This is a genomic window from Streptomyces sp. NPDC104096, assembly GCF_055584385.1.
In genome coordinates this window covers 214,981-237,663 of sequence record NZ_JBVJMD010000007.1, presented here as the reverse complement: position 1 = coordinate 237,663, position 22,683 = coordinate 214,981, and the positions used below count along the sequence as shown (strand labels likewise).

The window sequence follows — 22,683 nt, the reverse complement described above, 5'->3', positions numbered from 1 at the left end:
AAACGGCGGACCCCTGCCCAGACGGCGACCGACGGGCGAGACGGCTCCCACGGCACGCGCCACCGGCGTTGGTGAATCCCTACAGAAGCCCGCCGTGCCGTCGCCCGTTGCGCAGGCCACCCGACCTCAGTGACCGGCATCACGCCGGAGCACGCGTAGCCGACGCCCTTTGTCCGAAGCCCACCAAGGCCTTGATCCTCCCTTTGTCGACCACTGACGGTGATCACGCCACGACCGCTGGGATAGCGTCACGGTGTCCCTCGCCGCCCAGCCTCCGCGGAGTCCCCATGAGCACCGCTGCCGCCACTGCCACCGCCCGGCCCGGACAGGTCCTCGCCGACCTGCTCCCCGCGTCCCGTGTCCGGGACATCGCCCTCGTGCTCGGCGGCGCCGCGCTCACCGGCCTCGCGGCCCAGCTCTCGGTCCCGGTCCCGGGCTCCCCGGTGCCGGTGACCGGCCAGACCTTCGCCGCCCTGCTGGTGGGCACCTCCCTCGGCGCCGGCCGCGGCTTCCTCGCCCTCGCCCTGTACGCGGTGGCGGGCGTCGCCGGTGTGCCGTGGTTCGCCGAGGGCACCTCGGGCGCCGCCGCACCGTCCTTCGGCTACGTCCTGGGCATGCTGCTCGCCTCCGCCGCCGTGGGCGCGCTGGCCCGCCGCGGCGCCGACCGCTCCGTGCTGCGCACGGCGGGCACGATGCTGCTCGGCGAGGCGATCATCTACGCCGTCGGCGTTCCCTACCTGGCCCTGGCCACCGGAATGTCCGCCGCCGCCGCGATCGCGGCCGGTCTCACCCCGTTCCTGATCGGCGACGCGCTGAAGGCCGCGCTGGCGATGGGCGCGCTGCCCGCCGCCTGGAAGATCGCCAAGCGCTGACGTCACAGCACCCGCGCGAGCGGGAGCGGAAGAGGTTCGCCGGGTCGCGCCGTGACAGCGCTCCGGCGAACCTCTTCGTCGTTCCCGGCGGCGGACCCGTTCGCAGGTCCGCCGCCGTGGTGTGCCGGGCTCAGGCCCGCCGGACCCGAGGCGGCCGCTGCGACCACCACAGCCCCGCCGCGCCCGCCAGGACCAGTGCCGCGCCGGCCGCGCCCAGCGGCAGGACGTCACGCCCGACGCCGGTCCTGGGCAGCTGGTCGCCGCCCGGTGCCACCGGCTGGTTGTCGGTGCCGAGCAGCAGCGGGGTGGCAGGGGCGTTCGGCGACGGGTTGGACGTGCCGAACGGGACCGGCCCCTGCTGCCAGAAGGTCTTCTTCCCGTCGGCGGTCTGAACCGGCAGGCAGATCTTCCCGGTCTTGCTCAGGTCGTACGTCGCGGAGACGTCGTACGACTTCGACCTGCCCGCCGCGAGATCGCCGACGGCGCAACTGAAACCGCTGTTCGAACCGGACGGCAGATCCTTTTTCGCGATCGCCGTGCAGCCCTGTACATCCGTGACTTCGAGGCCGTCGAAACCGACCACCAAAAGCCTGATGTCGCCGCTGTTCTTGGTTCCCTCGTTTTTCACCGTGGCTTTGATCGCCGTCTTCTTCGAGTCGTTGTCGACCGAGATCTTCTCCGGCAGCAGCGTGGTCAGTTTCACGCCCGCCGGTGCCTCGTCAACGGCCTTTCCCCCCTTGCTGCTACCGGGTCCCTGGTCATCGGCGGTGGCCGTGAACGGAAGGATCATCACGGCCGAGAAAGATGCCGTGACCAGCGATCCCGCAATGGCCTTCATTCGACGAGAACTCATGTTCGTCCCCCTTGCGTCCCCCTGGACTGCGCCTGAATCCGCAGTACTTGAAGAGGTACCACAAGATTTCTCCGCACTATGCTGGTACGGCAGCAAGTGTGACTATTGCGTGTCAGGGGAGAGCGGGCGGACTGCCGAAGAGGGGGTGCGGCGGAAGTGCAGGGAAAATCGGGAGACTTGGGGAACCCGGGTAATACGGGAGACGAGGGGGGTGCGGGAAACCCGCGGAGCGGCGGAGTTCCGGGGCTGCTGGTGACGGGGCGTTATCGACTGGTCGAGAGTATCGGGCAGGGCGGAATGGGGCGGGTGTGGCGAGCCGTCGACGAAATTCTCGACCGGCTGGTCGCCGTCAAGGAAATGCGCATCGACGGTCTCGACGCGGAGGACACCCGCACCCGCCGCGAACGCACCCTGCGCGAGGCGCGGGCGACGGCCCGGATCGACCATCCCCACGTCGTGCGGGTGTACGACGTGGTGGACGAGGGCGAACGCCTGTGGATCGTCATGGAACTGGTGGCCGGCCGTTCCCTGGAGCGGGTCATCGTGGAGGACGGGCCGCTGGGTCCGGGGGAGACGGCCCGTATCGGCCTCGGCCTGGTGGCGGCGCTGCGGCAGGTGCACGCCGGGGGCGTCCTGCACCGCGACATCAAACCCGGCAACGTCCTGGTGGAGAGCGGCGGGCGACGCGTCGTCCTGACGGACTTCGGCATCGCCGCGATCCAGGACGCCAAGGCGCTCACCATGGTCGGCATGCTGGTCGGCTCCCCCGACTACATGGCCCCCGAGCGGATCTCCGGCCGTCACCAGGGACCGCCGTCCGACGTGTGGTCCCTGGGCGCGACCCTCTGCGCGGCCCTGGGCGGCCGCTCCCCCTTCTCCCGCGAAACGACACTGGCGACGCTGCACGCGGTCCTCTACGAGGAGCCCGAACTCCCCGCCTCGGCAGGTCCGTTGCGCGGCGTGCTGGCCGCACTGCTGGAGAAGGAGCCGGCGGTACGGCCGTCCCTGGAGGACGTTGAGTCGGCCCTGCGCCCGATCGCCTTCCCGGCCCCGACCCCGACCCTGGCGGTCGGCGGCGGGGGAGGCCCGGCCGGGGGCTCCGCGGCGGTGGAGACCGAGGTGCCGCCCGAGGCCACGTCACCCACCGAGCCGCAGCCACCGAACGAGACCGGGCCGACGGCGACTCGCGAGGCGGAACCGCGGGCGACGGTGCAGGTGCAGGAGGCCGAACCGTCGGCGGTGGTCGGGGGAGCCGAGTCGCAGACGGTGACCGGTTCCACCCCCGAGCCCGCTCCCGAGCCCTCGTCCGCCCCTGTCTCCGCCCCCGTACCCGTGTCCGCGGTCCCGGCGCGGGCCCCCTCCGCCCCCGGGGCGCCGCCCGACCCCTCGCCCGAGCCCGAGACACCCCGGGACCTGGCTCCGGCCGCCCGGGACCAGACCCAGGTGACCCAGGGCCCGGCTCCGGCCGCCGGGGATCCGGCCCCCGGCCCCCAGGTCCCGGCCCTGCCCGGTCGGGATCCGGCCCCCGGCCCTCAGGACGCGGCTGCGGCCGCCGAGGATCGGCCCCCCGGCCTCCTCCGGGACCCGGCTTCGTTCGCCCGGGATGTGACCCCGTCCGGCCAGGACGCGGCTCCGGCCGCCGGGGATCCGGCCCCGCCCGCCCGGGACATGACCCCGCCCGGCCAGGACCAGGTCCCGCCCGGCCAGGACCAGGTCCCGCCCGTTCAGGACCCGGTCTCCGGCCGTCGGGATTCCGGCGCCGTCGTCGAGTCGCCCACCAGGGTGCTGCCCCGGCTGCCAGGGGGGTCCTCCGCCCCGGTCTTCGTGGACGACGCCCGGGTGCCGGGCTCCCGTGATCCGAGGGAGCCCGCTCCCGCCCCCGTGCGGGACGTGAGCCCGGCGGCCCCGCAGGACGCGCCGCCCGTACCGCGCGAGGCGGCCGAGCGCACGGGCACCGGGCCCACGCCCCGGGAGGCCGCCGCCGGAACCGTCTTCGAGGCGCGGTCGGAAGCCTGGTCGGAGGCGCGCTCGGAGGTGCGCTCCGAGACCTCCTCCAGCAACGCGGGCAACGGCGGCAACGTCCGCAGCACCGGCGGTACAGGCCGTACGGGTGACACGGGCGGTACGGGTCACGCCGGTGCCGCCGGCCGGACTGCGCAGGCCGGTCCGCGCGCCGCGGACGCCCCCGCGGCCCACGCGCAGGCGGTGACCGAGCGGCGCCCGCTGCCCGCCCCGCCCGAACGGACCGGACCGCCCTCCCCGGCGAGGGCCCGGCGCCGCAGGGCCGTCGTCCTGGCCGCCGTCGGTGCCGTGGCCGCCACGGGCGCGATCGTCGCGGTGGTGCTGGCGATGTCGACCTCCCCGCCCGGGGGGACCCGTGCGGGCGGCTCCTCGCCGAAGGCCTCCGCGTCCGCCCCGGCGCCCACCGGCGGCATTTTCGCGCCGACCGGCGGCACCCCCGCGCCCACGGTCGAGGGCACCTTCCGGCCGCCCAGCCTGCCGCCGGGAGCGCACGAGGAGGCCGGCGGGTTCGCGTGGGTGACGCCCAAGGGCTGGCGGCGGGACCTGAAGACGGGCGCCGAGGTGCACTACACCTCGCCCGACGGCACCCAGGAACTGGTGGCCAAGTCCTCGCTGGCCCGGGGCGACCTGATGGACACCTGGCGGACCTCGGAGCGGAACGCCCACCAGGGCCGGGACTATCGCAAGATCCGTCTGGACGAGACGACGTTCCGCGGCAACCCGGCGGTCGTCTGGGAGTACACGTTCACCCTGAAGGGCGTCCGGTGGCACGCCAGACTGCTGGGCTTCAACGCGAGCGGTAAGTCGTACCAGATCAACACCTGGTACCAGCCACAGATCGAGACCCGGGCCGTGCGGACCTACAACCAGGTCAAGGACGGTTTCACGCTGCTGTGAACCCGTGGACCTGTGAACCCGCGGACCGACGGAACGCCGCAGGGGAGGGGACCCGTGGGTCCCCTCCCCTGCGCTCACACCCGGAGTGCGGGCCGCGGGCCTCAGCCCACCGGCACCTCGTCGGCCGCGGCAGCGGCCTCGACCGCGGCGGTCCGGCCGCCGCGGACCTTCTCCCGCACCAGGGCGATCACGATCACGATGGCCGCGACCCCCAGGGACAGCAGCACGGTCGTACGCCCGCTGCTCTCCCCCTCGGTGTCGGTCAGCATGTAGCCGAGCACGAAGACGATCAGCGCGGCCGCCGCCCAGGTCAGGTACGGGTACAGCCACATCTTCACGACGAGCTTCTCCGGTGCCTCGGCCTTGATGATCTTCCGCATGCGCAGCTGCGAGAAGCAGATCACCAGCCAGACGAACAGGGCGACCGCACCGGAGGAGTTGACCAGGAAGAGGAAGACCGAGTCCGGGAACTTGTAGTTGAAGAACACCGCGACGAAGCCGAACGCGACGGAGGCGAGGATCGCCGCCCGCGGCACACCGCGGGACGTGGTCCGCGCGAAGGCCTTGGGCGCGTCGCCGCGCTGGCCCAGCGAGAAGGCCATGCGGGAGGCCGTGTACAGACCGGAGTTCAGGCAGGACAGCACCGAGGTCAGCACGATGAAGTTCATGATCTGACCGGCGTGCGCGATGCCGAGGGAGTCGAGGGCGGCGACGTAGGAGCCCTTCTCCTTGATCGACGGGTCGTTCCACGGCAGCAGGGCGACGACCACGAGGATCGAGCCGAGGTAGAAGACGCCGATACGCCAGATGATGCTGTTGGTCGACTTGGTCACGGCCCGCTGCGGGTCCTCCGACTCGCCCGCGGCCAGCGTGGCGATCTCGCTGCCCATGAAGGAGAAGACGACGAGCAGCACACCGGTGAGGACGGCGCCCGGACCGTGGGGCAGGAACCCGCCGTGGTCGGTCAGGTTGCCCAGTCCGGCCTTGTCGCTGTGGGCGCCGGGCAGCACACCGAAGACGGCGAGCGCGCCGACGACGATGAAGGCGCCGATGGCGACGACCTTGATCCCGGCGAACCAGAACTCGAACTCGCCGTAGGAGCTCACGGAGACCAGGTTGGTGGCGGTCAGCACCGCCATCACGATCAGCGCCCATCCCCACTGGGGGACGCCGGGTATCCACGACTCCAGGATCTTGGCGCCGGCGGTGGCCTCAACGGCCAGCACGACGACCCAGAAGAACCAGTAGAGCCAGCCGATGGAGAACCCGGCCCAGCGGCCGAGCGCCCGGTCGGCGTGCGCGGAGAAGGAGCCGGACGACGGGTTGGCCGCGGACATCTCGCCGAGCATCCGCATCACCAGCACGACGAGCGTGCCGACGAGCGCGTACGACAGGAGGATGCCGGGGCCCGCGGTGGCGATGCCGGAACTCGAACCTACGAAGAGGCCGGCGCCGATGACGCCACCGATGGCGATCATCGAGAGGTGACGGTTCTTGAGACCGGCGTGGAGAGAGGAACCGGGGTCGCCGGGTTCTCCGTGGCCGCTTCCGGTCTTCGTCAGGGTCGACTGCGAAGTCATGGGAGGGATTTCCTTTGCGCCACTCGAGGGGCTCCCGCACGAGCGGTGTACGGGACGGTCCAGCGAAACGGAGGGTTACGAATCCTGGAACCTTTGATTCCGGATCGTACGTCGGAAGAACCTAAGGTTCTGTAGCCCCGGTCACACCCGTCCGTCGCACACCCACCGCTGCTGCCCCGCAACAGCCGTGTCACACTCGATCCATGCGCGTGTATCTCGGCTCCGACCATGCGGGCTTCGAACTCAAGAACCACCTCGTCGAATGGCTCAAGGAGGCGGGACACGAGCCCGTCGACTGCGGCCCCCACGTCTACGACGCCCAGGACGACTACCCGCCCTTCTGCCTGCGCGCCGCGGAGCGCACGGCCGCGGACCCCGAGGCCCTGGGCATCGTCATCGGCGGCTCCGGCAACGGTGAGCAGATCGCCGCGAACAAGGTGAAGGGCGTGCGGGCGGCCCTCGCCTGGAGCGAGGAGACCGCGTCCCTCGGCCGGCAGCACAACAACGCGAACGTGGTCGCCGTGGGCGCGCGGATGCACAGCCAGGAGGAGGCGACGAAGTTCGTCGAGACCTTCCTCGGCACGCCGTTCTCCGGTGACGAGCGCCACATCCGCCGCATCGACATGCTCTCCGACTACGAGACCACGGGCGACCTCCCGCCGATCCCGGCGCACCACCCGCAGCAGTAGCGGCGGACGCCCGGCCCCGGGGGCGACGGCCCCCGGGGTCCTCCAGGGCTCCACCGGCCGGGAGATCCACCGGCCGGGAGCCCGGGACCGGCGTACGGGTGGGAAAAGCACGGGTGGGAAAGGACGACAGGACGTGCCAGAGGGGCACACGATTCACCGGCTCGCGCAGGACTACGCCGCCGCCTTCGCGGCCCGTGCCACGCGGGTCACCAGCCCCCAGGGCAGGTTCGGCGAGGCGGCCGCCCTCCTCGACGGCGCCGTCCTGCGCACCGCCGACGCCCACGGCAAACACCTCTTCCTCGGCTTCCGCGACAGCGAGGACGCCGACTGGGTCCACATCCACCTCGGCCTCTTCGGCAAGGTCGACTTCGGCGACGCCCCCGCGCCCCCGCCCACGGACACCGTCCGCCTGCGCGTCGCCAACGACACCGCGTACGTCGACCTGCGCGGCCCCACCACCTGCGCGCTGATCACCCGCGCCGAGAAGCAGGCGATACACGACCGCCTCGGCCCCGACCCGCTGCGCGCGGACGCCGACCCGGCCACCGCGTACGCCCGCGTCCGCCGCAGCCGTACGACGATCGCCGCGCTCCTCATGGACCAGAAGGTCATCGCCGGGGTCGGCAACGTCTACCGCGCCGAGGTCCTCTTCCGGCACCACATCGACCCCTACCGGGCGGGCCGGGACATCACCCCCGCCGAGTGGGACGCGATCTGGGACGACCTGGTCGGGCTCATGCGCGAGGGCGTCCGCAACAACCGCATCGACACCGTCCGCCCGCAGCACACCCCGGAGGCGATGGGCCGCCCGCCCCGCGTCGACGACCACGGCGGCGAGGTCTACGTCTACCGCCGCGCCAGCATGCCCTGCCACCTCTGCGGCGACGGGATCCGCACCGCCGACCTCGCCGCCCGCAACCTCTTCTGGTGCCCGACCTGCCAGCGGACCTGACCCGACGGCCCGCGTGACCGGCCCGCGCGACCACGCCGTGCGCGCGCCCGCCGGACCGGCTCAGAACCCGTGCGGCAGCCAGGGGGCCACGAGCCCGCCGAACGCCGACGAGGCCTCGGCCAGGGACCCTTGCCGCAGCTCGCGCACCCGGCCGGCCCCCGCCAGCGCGGCCAGCGACACCCCGCCGAGATAGGCCGCCGCCAACTCCCTTACCGACAGAGCGAGATCGGCGCGGTCCGTGGTGCGGACACAGGACGCGCCCTTCGCGTCCCCGGTCAGCCGCCAACGCCCCGCGTTCCACGGGCAGAACGCGTCCTCGACCTCGAACACCACGTCCACCGGCGCCTGGTACGTCCGCGCCGCCAGCGCCGCCCCGACCTCCACCAGCCGTACGTACAACGAGTCCCGCAGCCGCAGTCGACACCGCCGGATGTCGGACACCTGGAACTGCCAGGCCTCGTCGACGGGCCGTCCGCGCACCTTCAGCGACGTCGTCAGGTCGATGCCGAACAGGAAGCGCCACAGGGCCGCCTCCGTCGCCGGATCGAGCGCGGCGAGATCCTGGAGGACCACCTGTCCGTCGTGCCCGCTGTCCGTCCACCGCATCGCGACCCGGAACCGGGCGTACCCGGTGGGCTCCCCGTCCCGCTCGGCCACCACGCACTGCAACGCCGACGCGCCGTCCCGGTCCCGCTCCGGGTCCAGCACCCCCACCCGCTCCCAGCCGGGCTGCCGGGCCAGCATGCCCGCACGGACCGGCACCGTCCGCGCGTACACCGCCTCGCACACGTCCAGGACGTCCGCCGGACGCTCGTAGCGCAGACGTACGGCATCCGTGCCGTCCGGCACGGACAGCGTCACCCGGCCGGTGTCGATCTCCGCGCTGATCCCGAAGGTCGCCTGGGCGTACCCGAACCGGCCGTAGATCGCCGGTTCCGACGCGGTGAGCACCGCCAGCGGCTCGCCCCAGCTCCGCACATCGTCCAGCTGGCGTCGCATCATCGACGTCAGCACCCCGCGCCGGCGGTGCGTGGCGGCCACGCCGACCATCGTGATGCCCGCCGCGGGCACCGAGGCGCCGCCCGGCACGGTAAGCCGGAACGCGTACGCCCCCGCCGATCCCACACACCGGTCCCCGTCCCACACGCCCAGCGCGCGGTCGGCGTCGACGAGCTCGTCGCGCCACAGCGCCACCACCTCGGCCGACTCCTCGCCACCGCCGAAGGCGCGCATCAGGTTGCCGTACCACTGGTCCCAGTCGTCCCGCCGCAGCACCCGCAGCTCGGTCGCCCCGTCGGGCAAGTGATGTGCCATGGGCCATGCGTACCAGGGCCTCACGGGTCCGGCGAACCAATTTCTCCGTGCCCGCGGCGCGACGGCCTCCCGTGAAGTTCACTGTGAGGTCGAGGCTCGGACGGGGGACAAGCGGGACCTCCCGTGCCAAGCGGCAGGTCCGATGGATAGGGTCCCGAACTAATGGCAGCAGAACGAGAGCGGCGCGCGGCGGCCGAGACGTTCACGGCCCGGTTGAAGATGCAATGGCACCGGGCTCGCGTCGGCGTGCGCAGATCCGCCGTGGACTACTTCCGCGGTGACGGCTCGGACTGGATCGCGCTGGCCGGACTGCTGCTCACCATCCCGCTGATCGCGGCCACCACCCTCGCCAACTCGGTCTGGTGCTCACCGGCCGCGCTGGTCCTGCCGATCGTCGCCGGCGGCCTGCTGCTGCGCCCGGCGAGCCTGCTGGGCCTGTACGCGGCCGCGGCCACCGCGCTGATCGTGGAGTCCGTGAAACTGGGGCCCTACACCCAGGGCCCCTCCCGGGTCACCCCCGGCGTGGTCCTGGTCGTCGCCGCCTGCGGCTTCGTCGGACTGCTGATCGCCCAGTTCCGCAGCCGCGTCGGCGTGCCCTGGCGGCGCGGCGGCACCATGCTGTTCGACCTGCGCGAACGCATCCGGGTGCAGAGCAAGCTGCCGAAGCTGCCCCGCGGCTGGCACCGCGAGATGGCGCTGCGCCCCGCGGGCGGCCAGTCCTTCTCCGGGGACTTCGTGGTCGCGGCCCGCACGAACGGCGGCCGCACGATGGAGGTCGTCCTGACCGACGTGTCCGGCAAGGGCATGGACGCGGGCTCCCGCGCCCTGCTGCTGTCGGGCGCGTTCGGGGGCCTGCTCGGCTCCCTCCCGCCGCACGCCTTCCTCCCGGCCGCCAACGGCTACCTGCTGCGCCAGGACTGGGACGAGGGTTTCGCGACCTCCATCCACCTGGTCCTGGACCTGGACTCCGGCGACTACGAGCTCTACTCCGCCGGACACCCGCCGGGCCTCCAGCTCAGCGCGGGCAGCGGCCGCTGGGAGGAGAAGGCCGCCGAGGGCCCGCTCCTCGGTGTCTACGACGGCGCCCGGTTCGACCCGGTCAAGGGCTCCCTGCGCCCCGGCGACGTGCTGATGCTGTTCACCGACGGTCTGGTCGAGACCTCCGACCGCGACATCGTCGAGGGCATCGACCGGCTGACCGGCGAGGCCGACCGCTACGTGGCCGGCGGCTTCCAGGGCGCCGCCTGGCACCTCATCGAGGCGGTGGCGAAGGACGTCAACGACGACCGGGCGCTGCTGCTGGTCTGCCGCGAGGGCCCGACCGCGGCCGCCGTCCGGTGACGACGGCCATGCTGACCCTCGCCGAGGTGGAGGCGCTGGCCCGGGCGGCGCACCAGGGACAGACCGACAAGGCGGGACGGCCGTACGCCGAGCACCTGCGGGCCGTCGCCGACGGTGTGCGCGAACGCGGCGGGGACGACGAACAGATCGCGGCGGCCTGGCTGCACGACTCCGTCGAGGACGACGCGCTGACCGCGCGGTGGCTGCACGAGGCCGCGCTGAGCGCGCGCACCAAGGACATCGTGCTCGCCGTCACCAAGCGGGCCGGGGAGGACCCGGCGGCGTACGCGCGGCGCATCCTCGCCACGCCCGGGGCGCTGCTGGTGAAGGAGGCCGACCTGGCGCACAACGCGGACCCGGCGCGTCTGGCGGTCCTGGACCCGGCCACCCGGGACCGCCTGACCAAGAAATACGCCCACATGCGCCACCTCCTCGGCCTCACCGGGGCCACACCCTGAGGACGCGCCCCGAAGGGGCGCGGGGAACTGCGCGACCAGCCACGACGAACCCGCGGACGCAACCCGACGGACGCCCGACGGCGCCTCACGAAGCCCGAAGCCCCCAGCGGAGCGTTCAGGCACCGACCTTCACGCGTTCGCGCTCACGCGCCACCTCCGCCGCGTCCCGCCTGAAGGCCCACGCCATCGTCGGCTCCATCGCGAACCGGAACACCCGCCGCACGGGCGGGGTGCACAGCAGGGTGACGGCCGCGGCCGCGAGGGCGCTGACGAAGATCTCGCCGAGCGGCCGGTGCAGCCAGGTGTGCTCGAACCAGCCGCGGTACACACCGGCCTTGATCAGGAAGCCGTGCAGCAGATAGCCGTAGAGCGTGCCCGCGCCGAGCGCCGTGAACCACAGCCTGCGGCCCGGCACCCAGGCGAAGAAGCAGGCGGTCAGCACCAGCGAGCAGCCGAACAGCGCCAGTTGCATCACCGGGCCGGCCCACCAGGGCGCGGCCAGTTCCTGTGCGGCGTCGCGGTGGTAGAGCCACGCGGCGTTCATCCGCGGCACCGCCCACCAGCCGAAGGCCAGCGCGAACGCGAACACCGGGACGGCCGCGATCCGCACCGAGCGGCGGCGCACCAGCCGGAAGTGCTCCGGCTTCAGACAGAGCCCCAGCACGAAGAACGGCAGGAACTGAAGCACGCGTTGCAGGTCCAGGTCGTCGCCGATGGCCGGTGTGACGGAGGCGAGCGCGGCCACCCCGAGCGCGAGCGGCAGCGGGTGGCGCACCAGCTTCCAGATCGGCGTGGTGAGCCGCCAGATGAACAGGGCGCACAGGAACCAGGTCAGGTACCAGGGGTCGAGGAGGCTGATCTCCTGGTCCGGGGTGTGGTCCACGACCCGCTTGAACAACGGATAGGCCGTCTCGAACAGGACGTACGGCACCGCGACACCGGTGACGAGCCGCTTGAGCCGGTCCGGGCGCGCGTCGAAACTCCGGGAGAAGAAGCCGGAGATGATGACGAACGCGGGCATGTGGAACGCGTACACGACCATGTAGGCGCCCTGGAGGATCCGGCTGTCGCCCTTCAACGGCTCCCAGGAGTGGCCCACGGCCACCAGCACGATCGCCAGGTACTTGGCGTTGTCGAAGAACGAGTCACGCCGCTCGGGTCTGTTATGCGGCCCGTCGCCGGTCTCGTGCTGCTTGTTCTGCATGTCTCGCTTGTCCTGATTGATCTGGTCCTGCTGGACGTGCGGCGGGGGCGAGGCGGCGTGGAACATTTGAGGCACCCTAGCGTCGTCCGTGGGTTTCCGTAAAACACCCCACGTCAATACGGTTTATCGGGTCCGGGTACCCACGGATTTCCCCAAGTCGACTTCATCGCCGACGTGATGGCGCCCACATGGTCGACGTCCTGGCGTGGAGGTTCCTCCCCTGATGTCGCAATTCATCCATACGAAAGGGTGCATACCGGCGCTGGTGGGGACGCCCGTCGCGTTCCCCGGCCGGTAATTCGAATTGACTGCGGACGGGCTGTGCGGATATCGAAACGGTCCGTGTAATTACCTGTGCGAGTGGGACCTCGAAATGCTGTGCCCACCCCGTCGGGCATCGTTCCGCGCGAACACCGGAGCCCGGTTCCGGCCGATGATGCGTCACGGGCCGCATACGCGGGCCGTGTTGGTGGCACGATGGTTCTGGCGGGGGTGCGCGGGGCCGGCATCCCCGGGCCGGGAGAGCGGACCGACCGAGGGTGTGATCAGTTGTGGCCATTTCACTGTCCGTGGTGCTGCTGTTGGCGATCATCCTGGTGGTGTTGATCCGGGGCGGCTCGATCAAGGCGGGCCCGGCGATCGTCGCGATCCTGTTCGGCTTCTTCCTCGCCTCGACGGGCATGGCTCCGTCGATAAACCGCTTCCTGAACTCGCTCGCGGACACGATCAACTCGATCAACTTCTGAGCCGGCCGCTCCGGCGGGATCGTTCGACGCGGGGGCGCGCGGGAGCGATGACGCGCGCGCCGGAGCGGGCGACCCTGCGCCCGGCGGCACCCGGGGGCGCGGGGGAGCGATCCCGGGCGCGCCGAAGCGATCCCGGACGAGTGATCCCGGCGAATCGATTCGGGTGGAGTGATCCAGGCGGAGTGATCTCGGCCCCGGCGCCGGCAAACGCGTCAGGGCCCGATCGGAAGATCACTCTTCGGACCGGACCCTGAATTCACGCAGAGCGGGCGACGGGAATCGAACCCGCGTAGCTAGTTTGGAAGACTAGGGCTCTACCATTGAGCTACGCCCGCACGGACGTGTCGCAGGTCAGGTGACCGCGGCACACAGGCATCGTAGCGGTTCGCACGCGCTCACCGCACACTCCCCGCGTCCGCGGAAAATCCGGCAGCCCCGCTGCCTGCGGGCATGTACCCTACGTCTCGCACCAGACGGGGTGTGGCGCAGCTTGGTAGCGCGTCCGCTTTGGGAGCGGAAGGCCGTGGGTTCAAATCCCGCCACCCCGACCATCCGGACGGCAGTCCGGACGGATCACCCTCGCGTGATCGCCTTTGGGGGCGGGTAGCCGCTGCGGTTACTATGCAAACTGCGCGCCCGTGTGTCTCTTGTTCTGAAGTCTCCGGGCGACGAAATCCGCCGGACCCGTCGGGTCCCGGCAGAAACCAAGAAGTCAGCCACAAGGAGACCGAACCGTGAAGAGCGCCGTGGAGACCCTGAACCCGACCCGGGTTCGGCTCACTGTCGAGGTGCCCTTCGAGGAGCTCAAGGACAGCCTCGACGCGGCGTACAAGAAGATCAACCAGCAGGTCACGGTGAAGGGCTTCCGCAAGGGCAAGATTCCGGCCCGGGTCATCGACCAGCGGTTCGGCCGTGGCGCCGTGCTGGAGGAGGCCGTCAACGACGCGCTTCCGAAGTTCTACACGGAGGCGGTCAACGAGGCCGAGCTCGCCGTGCTGGGCCAGCCCGAGGTCGACATCACGGAGCTGAAGGACGGCGAGACGCTGAACTTCACCGCCGAGGTCGACATCCGCCCGGCCCTGGAGATCCCGGACTTCTCCGGCATCGAGGTCGAGGTCGACGCCGTCGAGGTGTCGGACGAGGACGTCGAGAAGTCGGTGGAGCAGCTCCGTGAGCGCTTCGCGTCGACGAGCCCCGTCGAGCGTGCCGCCGAGGACGGCGACGTCATCACCATCGACCTGCAGGCCAAGGTCGACGGCGAGGTCCTCGAGGACGGCATCGCCGAGGGTGTCTCGTACACCATCGGTTCCGGCGAACTGCTGGACGGCATCGACGACGCCGTGAAGGGCCTGGAGGCCGGTGGCGAGGCCACCTTCACCTCCGAGCTCAAGGGTGGCTCGGCGGCCGGCAAGGAGTCCGAGGTCACCGTCAAGGTCACCCAGGTCGCCGCCCGCGAACTGCCCGAGCTGGACGACGAGTTCGCGCAGCTCGCCTCCGAGTTCGACACCCTCGACGAGCTCAAGGCCGACAGCCGCAAGCGCCTCGAGAACATGAAGCAGTACGACCAGGCCACGCAGGCCCAGGAGCGCGTCCTGGAGAAGCTGCTCGAGCTGGTCGAGGTCCCGGTCCCCGAGAAGCTGCTCGAGGACGAGATCAACACCCGTAAGCACAACCTCGAGCACCACCAGCTCGGCCAGATGGGCCTCGACCTCGCGAAGTACCTGGAGATCCAGGGCAAGACCGAGGAGGAGTTCGACGCCGAGACCAACGAGGCCGCGGTCAAGGGCATCAAGACGCAGTTCGTGCTGGACGAGCTCGTCAAGCGGGAGAACCTGAACGTCAACCAGGAGGAGCTCACCGAGCACCTCATGCGTCGCGCCGCGTCCTCCGGCATGTCCCCCGACCAGTTCGCCCAGGCGGTCGTCGAGGGCGGCCAGGTTCCGCTCCTGGTCGGCGAGGTCGCCCGCGGCAAGGCCCTGGCCCTGGTCGTCGAGGCCGCCACGGTCAAGGACACCAACGGCGAGGTAGTCGACCTGGACGACGAGGAGGAGGCCGAGGAGGCCGCCGCCGAGACGACCGAGGCCGACGCCGAGGCCGAGGTCGAGGAGAAGCCCGAGGCCTGAGCCTCGCGCCGCTTCTGACACACGCAGGGCGAAGGGCCCCGGGACGCACCGCGCCCCGGGGCCCTTCGCCGTACACCGGGTCCGCGCCCCGGCACCGCGAACCGCCACAGGGACCGCCGGGGACCGCGAACCGCGCACACCGACCGCCGGGGACCGCGAACCGCGCACACCGACCGCGGCCCGGAACCGCAGAGCCGCCCGCCGGGAGTCGCGCGCCGGGAACCGCAGGACCGCTGGCCGGAGGCGGCCCCCGCAGTCGTGGGGCCACCTGGCCGCATCCGCACCCGGAGCCGCCTCCGAGGACCGCCGGACCGCCTGGCCGGGCAGCGGCCGGGCGGGCGTCCCGGAAATCGCGAGATCATGCGGCCGGACCGCGGCCGGGCATGCGACCCGGAGGCCGTGAGGCCGTACGACGGGGAAGGCGTCCCGGGAACCGCGCGACCGTGCGGCCGGGCAGGCCTCCCGGAGGCGGCGGGACCGCCCGGCCGGGCGGCGGCCGGCCGGTCGGTGCGCCAGGCGCCCGCGGCACCGCGCGCCCAGCCCCGTCGGTACGCCCCGCCGGCACCGCCCCCCGGGTTTGCCCCCGCCCCGTACGCCCCACGGCCCCAGGCGCCCCGGTAGGCCCCCGCAGCCCGCATTCCGCCCCGGCCCGCCGGGCGACCTGCGCTCACAGCGAACAGTTCCCTTTGCGGGATTCCCCGAAGGGACCCGCGCGTTAGGGTCCATGAGTACGAGGGCAGGGGAGTCTCCGGAAACGACCGGACGGCCCTGCGCCCCGGCAGAACACGTGAGACGGCCCGGCGCCGTCGTAAGACGAGCAGGTGGATACGTGACGAATCTGATGCCCTCCGCCGCCGGCGAGCCTTCCATCGGTGGTGGCCTCGGCGACCAGGTCTACAACCGGCTGCTCAACGAGCGGATCATCTTCCTCGGCCAGCCGGTCGACGACGACATCGCGAACAAGATCACCGCACAGCTCCTTCTCCTCGCCGCCGATCCGGAGAAGGACATTTATCTCTACATCAACAGCCCCGGCGGTTCGATCACGGCCGGCATGGCGATCTACGACACGATGCAGTTCATCAAGAACGACGTGGTGACCATCGCCATGGGTCTGGCGGCCTCGATGGGCCAGTTCCTGCTCAGCGCGGGAACGCCCGGCAAGCGCTTCGCGCTGCCGAACGCCGAGATCCTGATCCACCAGCCCTCCGCGGGCCTGGCCGGTTCGGCCTCCGACATCAAGATCCACGCCGAGCGGCTGCTGCACACCAAGAAGCGCATGGCCGAGCTGACCTCCCAGCACACCGGTCAGACGGTCGAGCAGGTCACCCGCGACTCGGACCGCGACCGCTGGTTCGACGCCTTCGAGGCCAAGGAGTACGGCCTCATCGACGACGTCATCCCGACGGCCGCCGGCATGCCGGGCGGCGGCGGTACCGGAGCGGCGTAGTCGGGCCCCTTCGGGCCCGACTGCGCCCGGCGTCCATGGGTGGCCCGTCGTGGCCCCCTGGAGGCCGTGTGCGGGTCCGTTGACAGGGTTTGGTCCCTCTTGGGGCCGCACGCCGTCCCAGCCGTCAGCCACCGCCCCAGCCCCTCTCAGGAGACACCGTGAACGACTTCCCCGGCAGCAGCCTCTACGACGGTGCGCGCGCCCAGTACACCGGGCCCTCGGCCGAGTCCCGCTACGTCATCCCGCGCTTCGTGGAGCGCACCTCCCAGGGCATCCGCGAGTACGACCCGTACGCGAAGCTCTTCGAGGAGCGCGTGATCTTCCTCGGCGTGCAGATCGACGACGCCTCCGCCAACGACGTCATGGCGCAGCTGCTGTGCCTGGAGTCGATGGACCCCGACCGTGACATCTCGGTCTACATCAACAGCCCCGGCGGCTCCTTCACCGCGCTCACTGCGATTTACGACACCATGCAGTTCGTGAAGCCGGACATCCAGACGGTCTGCATGGGTCAGGCGGCCTCCGCCGCCGCGATCCTTCTCGCGGCCGGTACGCCGGGCAAGCGCATGGCCCTGCCGAACGCGCGCGTGCTGATCCACCAGCCCTACAGCGAGACCGGCCGCGGCCAGGTCTCGGACCTCGAGATCGCCGCGAACGAAATCCTGCGGATGCGCTCGCAGCTGGAGGAGATGCTGGCCAAGCACTCCACCACGCCGATCGAGAAGATCCGCGAGGACATCGAGCGCGACAAGATCCTCACGGCCGAGGACGCGCTCGCGTACGGCCTGGTCGACCAGATCATCTCCACCCGGAAGATGAACAACAGCAGCGTCCGCTGACGCTCAGGCATGTATCGTCTGCCGCCCCTTGGCAGGTTCGCGCGCCGTGCGCGGCAAGGTGCACGACAAAGTGAACCGTGCCAAGGGGGGCCCGAACGGGGGGCTCGGCAAGGTACCGTCGGACATAAGGCAGCACCAGGAGCCGCTGGACTCGTAAGCGTCCAGGCGTCTCCCAGGCGAAGGGGAAGCACACCGTGGCACGCATCGGTGACGGCGGCGATCTGCTCAAGTGCTCGTTCTGTGGCAAGAGCCAGAAGCAGGTCAAGAAGCTCATCGCAGGCCCCGGTGTGTACATCTGCGACGAGTGCATCGATCTCTGCAACGAGATCATCGAGGAAGAGCTCGCGGAGACGAGCGAGGTGCGCTGGGAGGAACTCCCCAAGCCCCGCGAGATCTACGAGTTCCTCGAGGGCTATGTGGTCGGCCAGGAAGCGGCCAAGAAGGCGCTCTCCGTCGCGGTGTACAACCACTACAAGCGGGTCCAGGCCGGTGAGAACGGCGGCGGTCAAAGCCGCGAGGACGCCATCGAGTTGGCGAAGTCCAACATCCTTCTGCTGGGCCCCACGGGCTCCGGCAAGACGCTCCTCGCGCAGACCCTCGCCCGTATGCTCAACGTCCCGTTCGCCATCGCCGACGCGACGGCGCTGACGGAGGCCGGTTATGTCGGCGAGGACGTCGAGAACATCCTGCTCAAGCTGATCCAGGCGGCCGACTACGACGTCAAGAAGGCCGAGACCGGGATCATCTACATCGACGAGATCGACAAGGTCGCGCGCAAGAGCGAGAACCCGTCGATCACGCGGGACGTCAGCGGCGAGGGCGTGCAGCAGGCGCTGCTGAAGATCCTGGAGGGCACGACGGCCTCGGTCCCGCCGCAGGGCGGCCGCAAGCACCCGCACCAGGAGTTCATCCAGATCGACACGACGAACGTCCTGTTCATCGTGGGCGGCGCCTTCGCGGGCCTGGAGAAGCTCATCGAGTCCCGGGCCGGCGCCAAGGGCATCGGCTTCGGCGCGACGATCCGCTCCAAGCGCGAGCTGGAGGCCAAGGACCAGTTCGAGGACGTCATGCCCGAGGACCTGGTCAAGTTCGGCATGATCCCTGAGTTCATCGGCCGTCTCCCCGTCATCACGAGCGTCCACAACCTGGACCGGGAGGCCCTGCTCCAGATCCTCGTCGAGCCGCGCAACGCGCTGGTCAAGCAGTACCAGCGCCTGTTCGAACTCGACGGCGTGGAGCTGGACTTCGAGCGGGAGGCGCTGGAGGCCATCGCCGACCAGGCGATCCTCCGCCAGACCGGCGCCCGCGGTCTGCGCGCCATCATGGAGGAAGTCCTCATGTCGGTGATGTACGAGGTCCCGTCCCGCAAGGACGTGGCCCGTGTCGTCATCACGGCGGACGTCGTCCACTCGAACGTGAACCCGACGCTGATCCCGCGCGACGCCCGCGGCCGCGGCTCGGGAGAGCAGAAGACGGCGTAACCGCCGCACCGCGTACGAGAAAGGGGCCCCGGTCTTCGGACCGGGGCCCCTTCGCCGTCGCGGCGGGCCGTCCGGGGATCCGCCGGAGCGGGCTCAGGCCTTGACGCGTACCTCGCCGCGGAACTTCGCCGTGAGGTCGGCGGCGCCCGCCAGGTCGGCGGCCTTGCCGGACATCGCGTCCGCCATGTCGATGTGGATGACGACACCCAGCGTGCTGTGGTCGCCCCAGATGCACACCGGCATGCTGATCTCGCTCGGCCCGGCCGCCGCGCCGGACGACGAGTCGTCGCCCTTGACCTTGGTCTCCTGGCACTTGAGGACCGCGCCGTCGAGACCGGCCGGCGTGTAGGCCTTCGGGCTGCCGACGACCTCGCCCTCGTCGGCCCCCGCGTTCTTCTTCATGTCGGCGAACATCGCGTCGACGACCGCCTCCGGGTCGTCGATGTCGCCGTACACGCCCATGAAGTTGACCATCTTCATGGCCAGGTAGTTGGTCTCGTCGCCGGACTGGTAACCGGCGTGCACGTCCTTGGCGTTCTGCACGCCGTGCTTCTCGGCGTCCTTGACGTCGTTCTTGTCGAAGCCGCCGCTGTCGGCGTCGGCGGACTTCTTGTAGTCCGTGAGCACCGTCGCCGGGGTGGTCAGCTTGTGCGGGCCGTCGTCGGCGATGTCCGAGCCGCCGCCACCGCTGCCGCTGCCGCCGAGCACCATCCACGCGCCCACCGCGATCGCGGCCACGACCGCCACGGCGCCGAGGACGATCGCCGTCTTCTTGCCGCCACCGCCGGGCGCGGGCGGCTGCGGGACGCCGTAGGGCTGCTGGCCGTACGGAGGCTGCCCGTAGGGCGGCTGCTGGCCGTACGGGTTCGGCTGCTGCGGCACGCCCTGCGGGGCCTGCTGCGGGTAGCCGTAGCCGGGCTGGGCGGGCGGGGTCTGCTGGGGGTAGCCGTAGCCGGGCTGAGGCGCCTGCGGCTGCTGGCCGTACGGGCCGGGCTGGCCGTAGGGGCCCGGCTGGCCGTACGGTCCGGGCTGCTGGGGCTGCCCGCCGTACGGGCCCGGCTGGTTGTGACTCATTACTGGGTTCCCCTCCAGAGCTTATGTGTTCCTGACATCCTGTCCCAGGCGCAGCCGCCCCATGGCGTCGGGGGCGCCACCGTTACAGACCAAATGCGTTTCGGGACCACCGTGTGACACCCCTAAACTGACCCCGTGACCGACAACGCTCAGCAGCAGCCATCAGCGACCCACACCGAACTGCCGACCCAGTACGCGCCGGCCGACGTAGAGGGGCCGCTGTACGAGCGCTGGGTAGAGCGGGGTTACTTCGAGGCGGACGCCAAGAGCGACAAGCCCGCGTACACCGTCGTCATCCCGCCGCCGAACGTCACGGGCAGCCTGCACCTCGGGCACGCCTTCGAGCACACGCTCATCGACGCCCTCACCCGCCGCAAGCGCATGCAGGGCCACGAGACGCTGTGGCAGCCCGGCATGGACCACGCCGGCATCGCCACGCAGAACGTCGTCGAGCGCGAACTCGGCAAGGAGGGCAAGTCCCGGCACGACCTCGGCCGGGAGGCGTTCGTCGAGCGCGTCTGGCAGTGGAAGGCCGAGTCCGGCGGGCAGATCTCCGGCCAGATGCGCCGCCTCGGCGACGGTGTCGCCTGGTCGCGCGAGCGCTTCACCATGGACGAGGGCCTGTCCCAGGCCGTCCAGACCATCTTCAAGCGGCTCTACGACGACGAGCTGATCTACCGCGCCGAGCGCATCATCAACTGGTGCCCGCGCTGTCTGACCGCGATCTCCGACATCGAGGTCGAGTACCAGGACGACGACGGCGAGCTCGTCTCGATGAAGTACGGGGACGGCGAGGAGACGATCGTCGTCGCCACCACCCGTGCCGAGACCATGCTCGGCGACACCGCCGTCGCCGTCCACCCCGAGGACGAGCGCTACAAGCACCTGGTCGGCAAGCTCATCAAGCTGCCGCTGACCGACCGTTCCATCCCGGTCGTCGCCGACGAGCACGTCGACCCCGAGTTCGGCACGGGTGCCGTCAAGGTCACCCCGGCCCACGACCCGAACGACTTCGAGATCGGCCAGCGGCACGACCTGCCCGCCATCACGGTCATGGACGAGCACGCGGTCATCACCGTGCACGGCCCGTTCCAGGGCCTGGACCGGATGGAGGCCCGCTCGGCGATCGTCGCCGCGCTGCGCGCCGAGGGCCGGATCGTCGCCGAGAAGCGTCCGTACGTCCACTCCGTCGGCCACTGCTCGCGCTGCAAGACCACCATCGAGCCGCGCCTGTCGATGCAGTGGTGGGTCAAGGTCGGCCCGCTCGCGAAGGCCGCCGGTGACGCGGTCCGCGACGGCAAGGTCAAGATCCACCCGCAGGAGATGGAGAAGCGGTACTTCGACTGGGTCGACAACCTGCACGACTGGTGCATCTCGCGCCAGCTGTGGTGGGGCCACCGCATCCCGGTCTGGTACGGCCCGAACGGCGAGATCGTCTGCGTCGGCCCGGACGAGGAGCCCCCGACCGGCGAGGGCTGGCACCAGGACACCGACGTCCTCGACACCTGGTTCTCCTCCGGCCTGTGGCCCTTCTCCACGATGGGCTGGCCCGAGCAGACCGAGAGCCTCGCGAAGTTCTACCCGAACTCCGTCCTGGTCACCGGCTACGACATCCTCTTCTTCTGGGTCGCCCGGATGATGATGTTCGGCCTGTACGCGATGGACGGCACCCCGCCGTTCCACACCATCGCCCTGCACGGCATGGTCCGCGACCAGTTCGGCAAGAAGATGTCGAAGTCCTTCGGCAACGCGGTCAACCCGCTGGACTGGATGGACAAGTACGGCAGCGACGCCCTGCGCTTCACCCTGGCCCGTGGCGCCAACCCCGGCGTCGACGTCCCGATCGGCGAGGACTGGGTCCAGGGCTCGCGCAACTTCGCCAACAAGATCTGGAACGCCACGCGCTTCGCGCTGATGAACGGCGCCACGGTCGACGGCCCGCTGCCGGACGCCTCCGCCATGTCGGCGACCGACCGCTGGATCCTGTCCCGGCTGAACGCGGTCGTCGCCGAAGTCGACGCGCTCTACGAGGACTTCCAGTTCGCCAAGCTGTCGGACGCCCTGTTCCACTTCGCCTGGGACGAGGTCTTCGACTGGTACGTCGAGCTGTCCAAGACGACGTTCCAGGCGGGCGGCGAGCCGGCCGAGGTCAGCAAGCGCGTCCTCGGCGAGGTCCTCGACGTCACGCTGCGGCTGCTGCACCCGGTGGTCCCGTTCGTCACCGAGACCCTCTGGACCACCCTCACCGGTGGCGAGTCGGTCGTCGTCGCCGAGTGGCCCACGGACAGCGGATTCCGTGACGCCGAGGCGGAGCGGGAGATCGAGAGCCTCCAGTCGGTCATCACCGAGGTCCGGCGCTTCCGTGCCGACCAGGGGCTCCAGCCCGGCCAGCGGGTCCCGGCCCGGCTGACCCTCGACGGCACGCCGTTCGCCCCGCACGAGGCGGCGATCCGCCAGCTGCTGCGGCTCCAGCCGGAGGGCGACGCGTTCACCGCCACGGCGACGCTGCCGGTCGCGGGCGCCGAGGTCGCCCTCGACCTGTCCGGCACGATCGACGTGGCCGCCGAGCGCAAGCGGCTCGCCAAGGACCTGGCCGCCGCCGAGAAGGAGAAGGCCCAGGCCAACGCCAAGCTCGGCAACGAGGCGTTCCTCGCCAAGGCCCCGGACAACGTGGTCGACAAGATCCGCACCCGTCTGGCCAAGGCGGACGAGGACATCGCCCGTATCCAGGCCCAGCTGGACCGCCTCCCGGCGGCCTGACGGCCCGTACGTCCACGAAGGCCCCCGG

General features: G+C 71.0%; 17 protein-coding genes and 2 tRNA genes. 13 read left to right on the top strand and 6 right to left on the bottom strand.

Annotated features, from left to right (window positions below):
• The first annotated feature begins 287 nt into the window (after positions 1-287).
• On the top strand, positions 288-872 hold the full coding sequence (locus tag ACZ60B_RS11205; RefSeq protein ID WP_469385724.1) for a biotin transporter BioY: 585 nt from the start codon (positions 288-290) through the stop codon (positions 870-872).
• Between the two features lie 130 nt (positions 873-1,002).
• Here the strand turns inward: ACZ60B_RS11205 and ACZ60B_RS11200 are convergent, their stop codons facing one another.
• Positions 1,003-1,725: a hypothetical protein gene (locus ACZ60B_RS11200; RefSeq protein ID WP_469385763.1), complete on the bottom strand. Its 723-nt coding sequence runs from the start codon at positions 1,723-1,725 to the stop codon at positions 1,003-1,005.
• Between the two features lie 297 nt (positions 1,726-2,022).
• Between ACZ60B_RS11200 and ACZ60B_RS11195 the strand changes: the two genes are divergently transcribed.
• Positions 2,023-4,644, top strand: a complete 2,622-nt coding sequence (locus ACZ60B_RS11195; protein ID WP_469385762.1) for a serine/threonine-protein kinase — start codon at positions 2,023-2,025, stop codon at positions 4,642-4,644.
• 101 nt (positions 4,645-4,745) lie between these two features.
• Here ACZ60B_RS11195 and ACZ60B_RS11190 read toward each other — a convergent pair whose 3' ends face one another.
• Complete coding sequence (locus ACZ60B_RS11190) at positions 4,746-6,224, bottom strand: amino acid permease (RefSeq protein ID WP_469385723.1); 1,479 nt, start codon at positions 6,222-6,224, stop codon at positions 4,746-4,748.
• Positions 6,225-6,427: 203 nt separating this feature from the next.
• Here ACZ60B_RS11190 and ACZ60B_RS11185 point away from each other — a divergent pair, with 203 nt between their 5' ends.
• Positions 6,428-6,913: a ribose-5-phosphate isomerase gene (locus tag ACZ60B_RS11185; protein WP_469385722.1), complete on the top strand. Its 486-nt coding sequence runs from the start codon at positions 6,428-6,430 to the stop codon at positions 6,911-6,913.
• Positions 6,914-7,046: 133 nt separating this feature from the next.
• Entirely contained in the window at positions 7,047-7,865 is an 819-nt protein-coding gene (locus ACZ60B_RS11180; RefSeq protein ID WP_469385721.1) for an Fpg/Nei family DNA glycosylase, read from the top strand.
• Between the two features lie 60 nt (positions 7,866-7,925).
• Here ACZ60B_RS11180 and ACZ60B_RS11175 read toward each other — a convergent pair whose 3' ends face one another.
• Positions 7,926-9,179 (bottom strand): GNAT family N-acetyltransferase, encoded by a 1,254-nt coding sequence (locus ACZ60B_RS11175; RefSeq protein WP_469385720.1) that lies wholly within the window; start codon positions 9,177-9,179, stop codon positions 7,926-7,928.
• Positions 9,180-9,341: 162 nt separating this feature from the next.
• On the opposite strand from ACZ60B_RS11175, the gene ACZ60B_RS11170 reads away from it, so the two are divergent.
• Both ACZ60B_RS11170 and ACZ60B_RS11165 read left to right on the top strand, forming a co-directional pair.
• Positions 9,342-10,520, top strand: a complete 1,179-nt coding sequence (locus ACZ60B_RS11170; protein ID WP_469385719.1) for a PP2C family protein-serine/threonine phosphatase — start codon at positions 9,342-9,344, stop codon at positions 10,518-10,520.
• Between the two features lie 8 nt (positions 10,521-10,528).
• Positions 10,529-10,978, top strand: a complete 450-nt coding sequence (locus tag ACZ60B_RS11165) for an HD domain-containing protein (RefSeq protein ID WP_469385718.1) — start codon at positions 10,529-10,531, stop codon at positions 10,976-10,978.
• A 115-nt stretch (positions 10,979-11,093) separates the two neighbouring features.
• Here the strand turns inward: ACZ60B_RS11165 and ACZ60B_RS11160 are convergent, their stop codons facing one another.
• On the bottom strand, positions 11,094-12,182 hold the full coding sequence (locus ACZ60B_RS11160) for an acyltransferase family protein (protein WP_469385761.1): 1,089 nt from the start codon (positions 12,180-12,182) through the stop codon (positions 11,094-11,096).
• A gap of 551 nt (positions 12,183-12,733) precedes the next feature.
• Between ACZ60B_RS11160 and ACZ60B_RS11155 the strand changes: the two genes are divergently transcribed.
• Positions 12,734-12,928: a hypothetical protein gene (locus ACZ60B_RS11155; RefSeq protein ID WP_069772786.1), complete on the top strand. Its 195-nt coding sequence runs from the start codon at positions 12,734-12,736 to the stop codon at positions 12,926-12,928.
• Between the two features lie 264 nt (positions 12,929-13,192).
• On the opposite strand, the gene ACZ60B_RS11150 is transcribed toward ACZ60B_RS11155, so the two are convergent.
• A tRNA-Gly gene (locus tag ACZ60B_RS11150) sits at positions 13,193-13,263 on the bottom strand.
• A gap of 139 nt (positions 13,264-13,402) precedes the next feature.
• Between ACZ60B_RS11150 and ACZ60B_RS11145 the strand changes: the two genes are divergently transcribed.
• The 5 genes from ACZ60B_RS11145 (at position 13,403) to clpX (ending at position 18,821) form a co-directional block, all read left to right on the top strand.
• Positions 13,403-13,479 (top strand) — tRNA-Pro (locus ACZ60B_RS11145).
• 183 nt (positions 13,480-13,662) lie between these two features.
• Positions 13,663-15,051 (top strand): trigger factor, encoded by a 1,389-nt coding sequence (gene tig, locus ACZ60B_RS11140; protein WP_469385717.1) that lies wholly within the window; start codon positions 13,663-13,665, stop codon positions 15,049-15,051.
• 841 nt (positions 15,052-15,892) lie between these two features.
• On the top strand, positions 15,893-16,501 hold the full coding sequence (locus ACZ60B_RS11135; protein ID WP_385538268.1) for an ATP-dependent Clp protease proteolytic subunit: 609 nt from the start codon (positions 15,893-15,895) through the stop codon (positions 16,499-16,501).
• 158 nt (positions 16,502-16,659) lie between these two features.
• The gene (locus ACZ60B_RS11130) at positions 16,660-17,340 is read left to right on the top strand and encodes an ATP-dependent Clp protease proteolytic subunit (RefSeq protein WP_392611459.1); all 681 of its coding nucleotides are present in this window, start codon (positions 16,660-16,662) and stop codon (positions 17,338-17,340) included.
• Positions 17,341-17,534: 194 nt separating this feature from the next.
• Positions 17,535-18,821, top strand: a complete 1,287-nt coding sequence (gene clpX / locus ACZ60B_RS11125) for an ATP-dependent Clp protease ATP-binding subunit ClpX (protein ID WP_469385716.1) — start codon at positions 17,535-17,537, stop codon at positions 18,819-18,821.
• Between the two features lie 93 nt (positions 18,822-18,914).
• Here clpX and ACZ60B_RS11120 read toward each other — a convergent pair whose 3' ends face one another.
• Complete coding sequence (locus ACZ60B_RS11120) at positions 18,915-19,895, bottom strand: hypothetical protein (protein WP_469385715.1); 981 nt, start codon at positions 19,893-19,895, stop codon at positions 18,915-18,917.
• 135 nt (positions 19,896-20,030) lie between these two features.
• On the opposite strand from ACZ60B_RS11120, the gene ACZ60B_RS11115 reads away from it, so the two are divergent.
• The gene (locus ACZ60B_RS11115) at positions 20,031-22,655 is read left to right on the top strand and encodes a valine--tRNA ligase (protein ID WP_469385714.1); all 2,625 of its coding nucleotides are present in this window, start codon (positions 20,031-20,033) and stop codon (positions 22,653-22,655) included.
• The last annotated feature ends 28 nt before the right edge of the window (positions 22,656-22,683 follow it).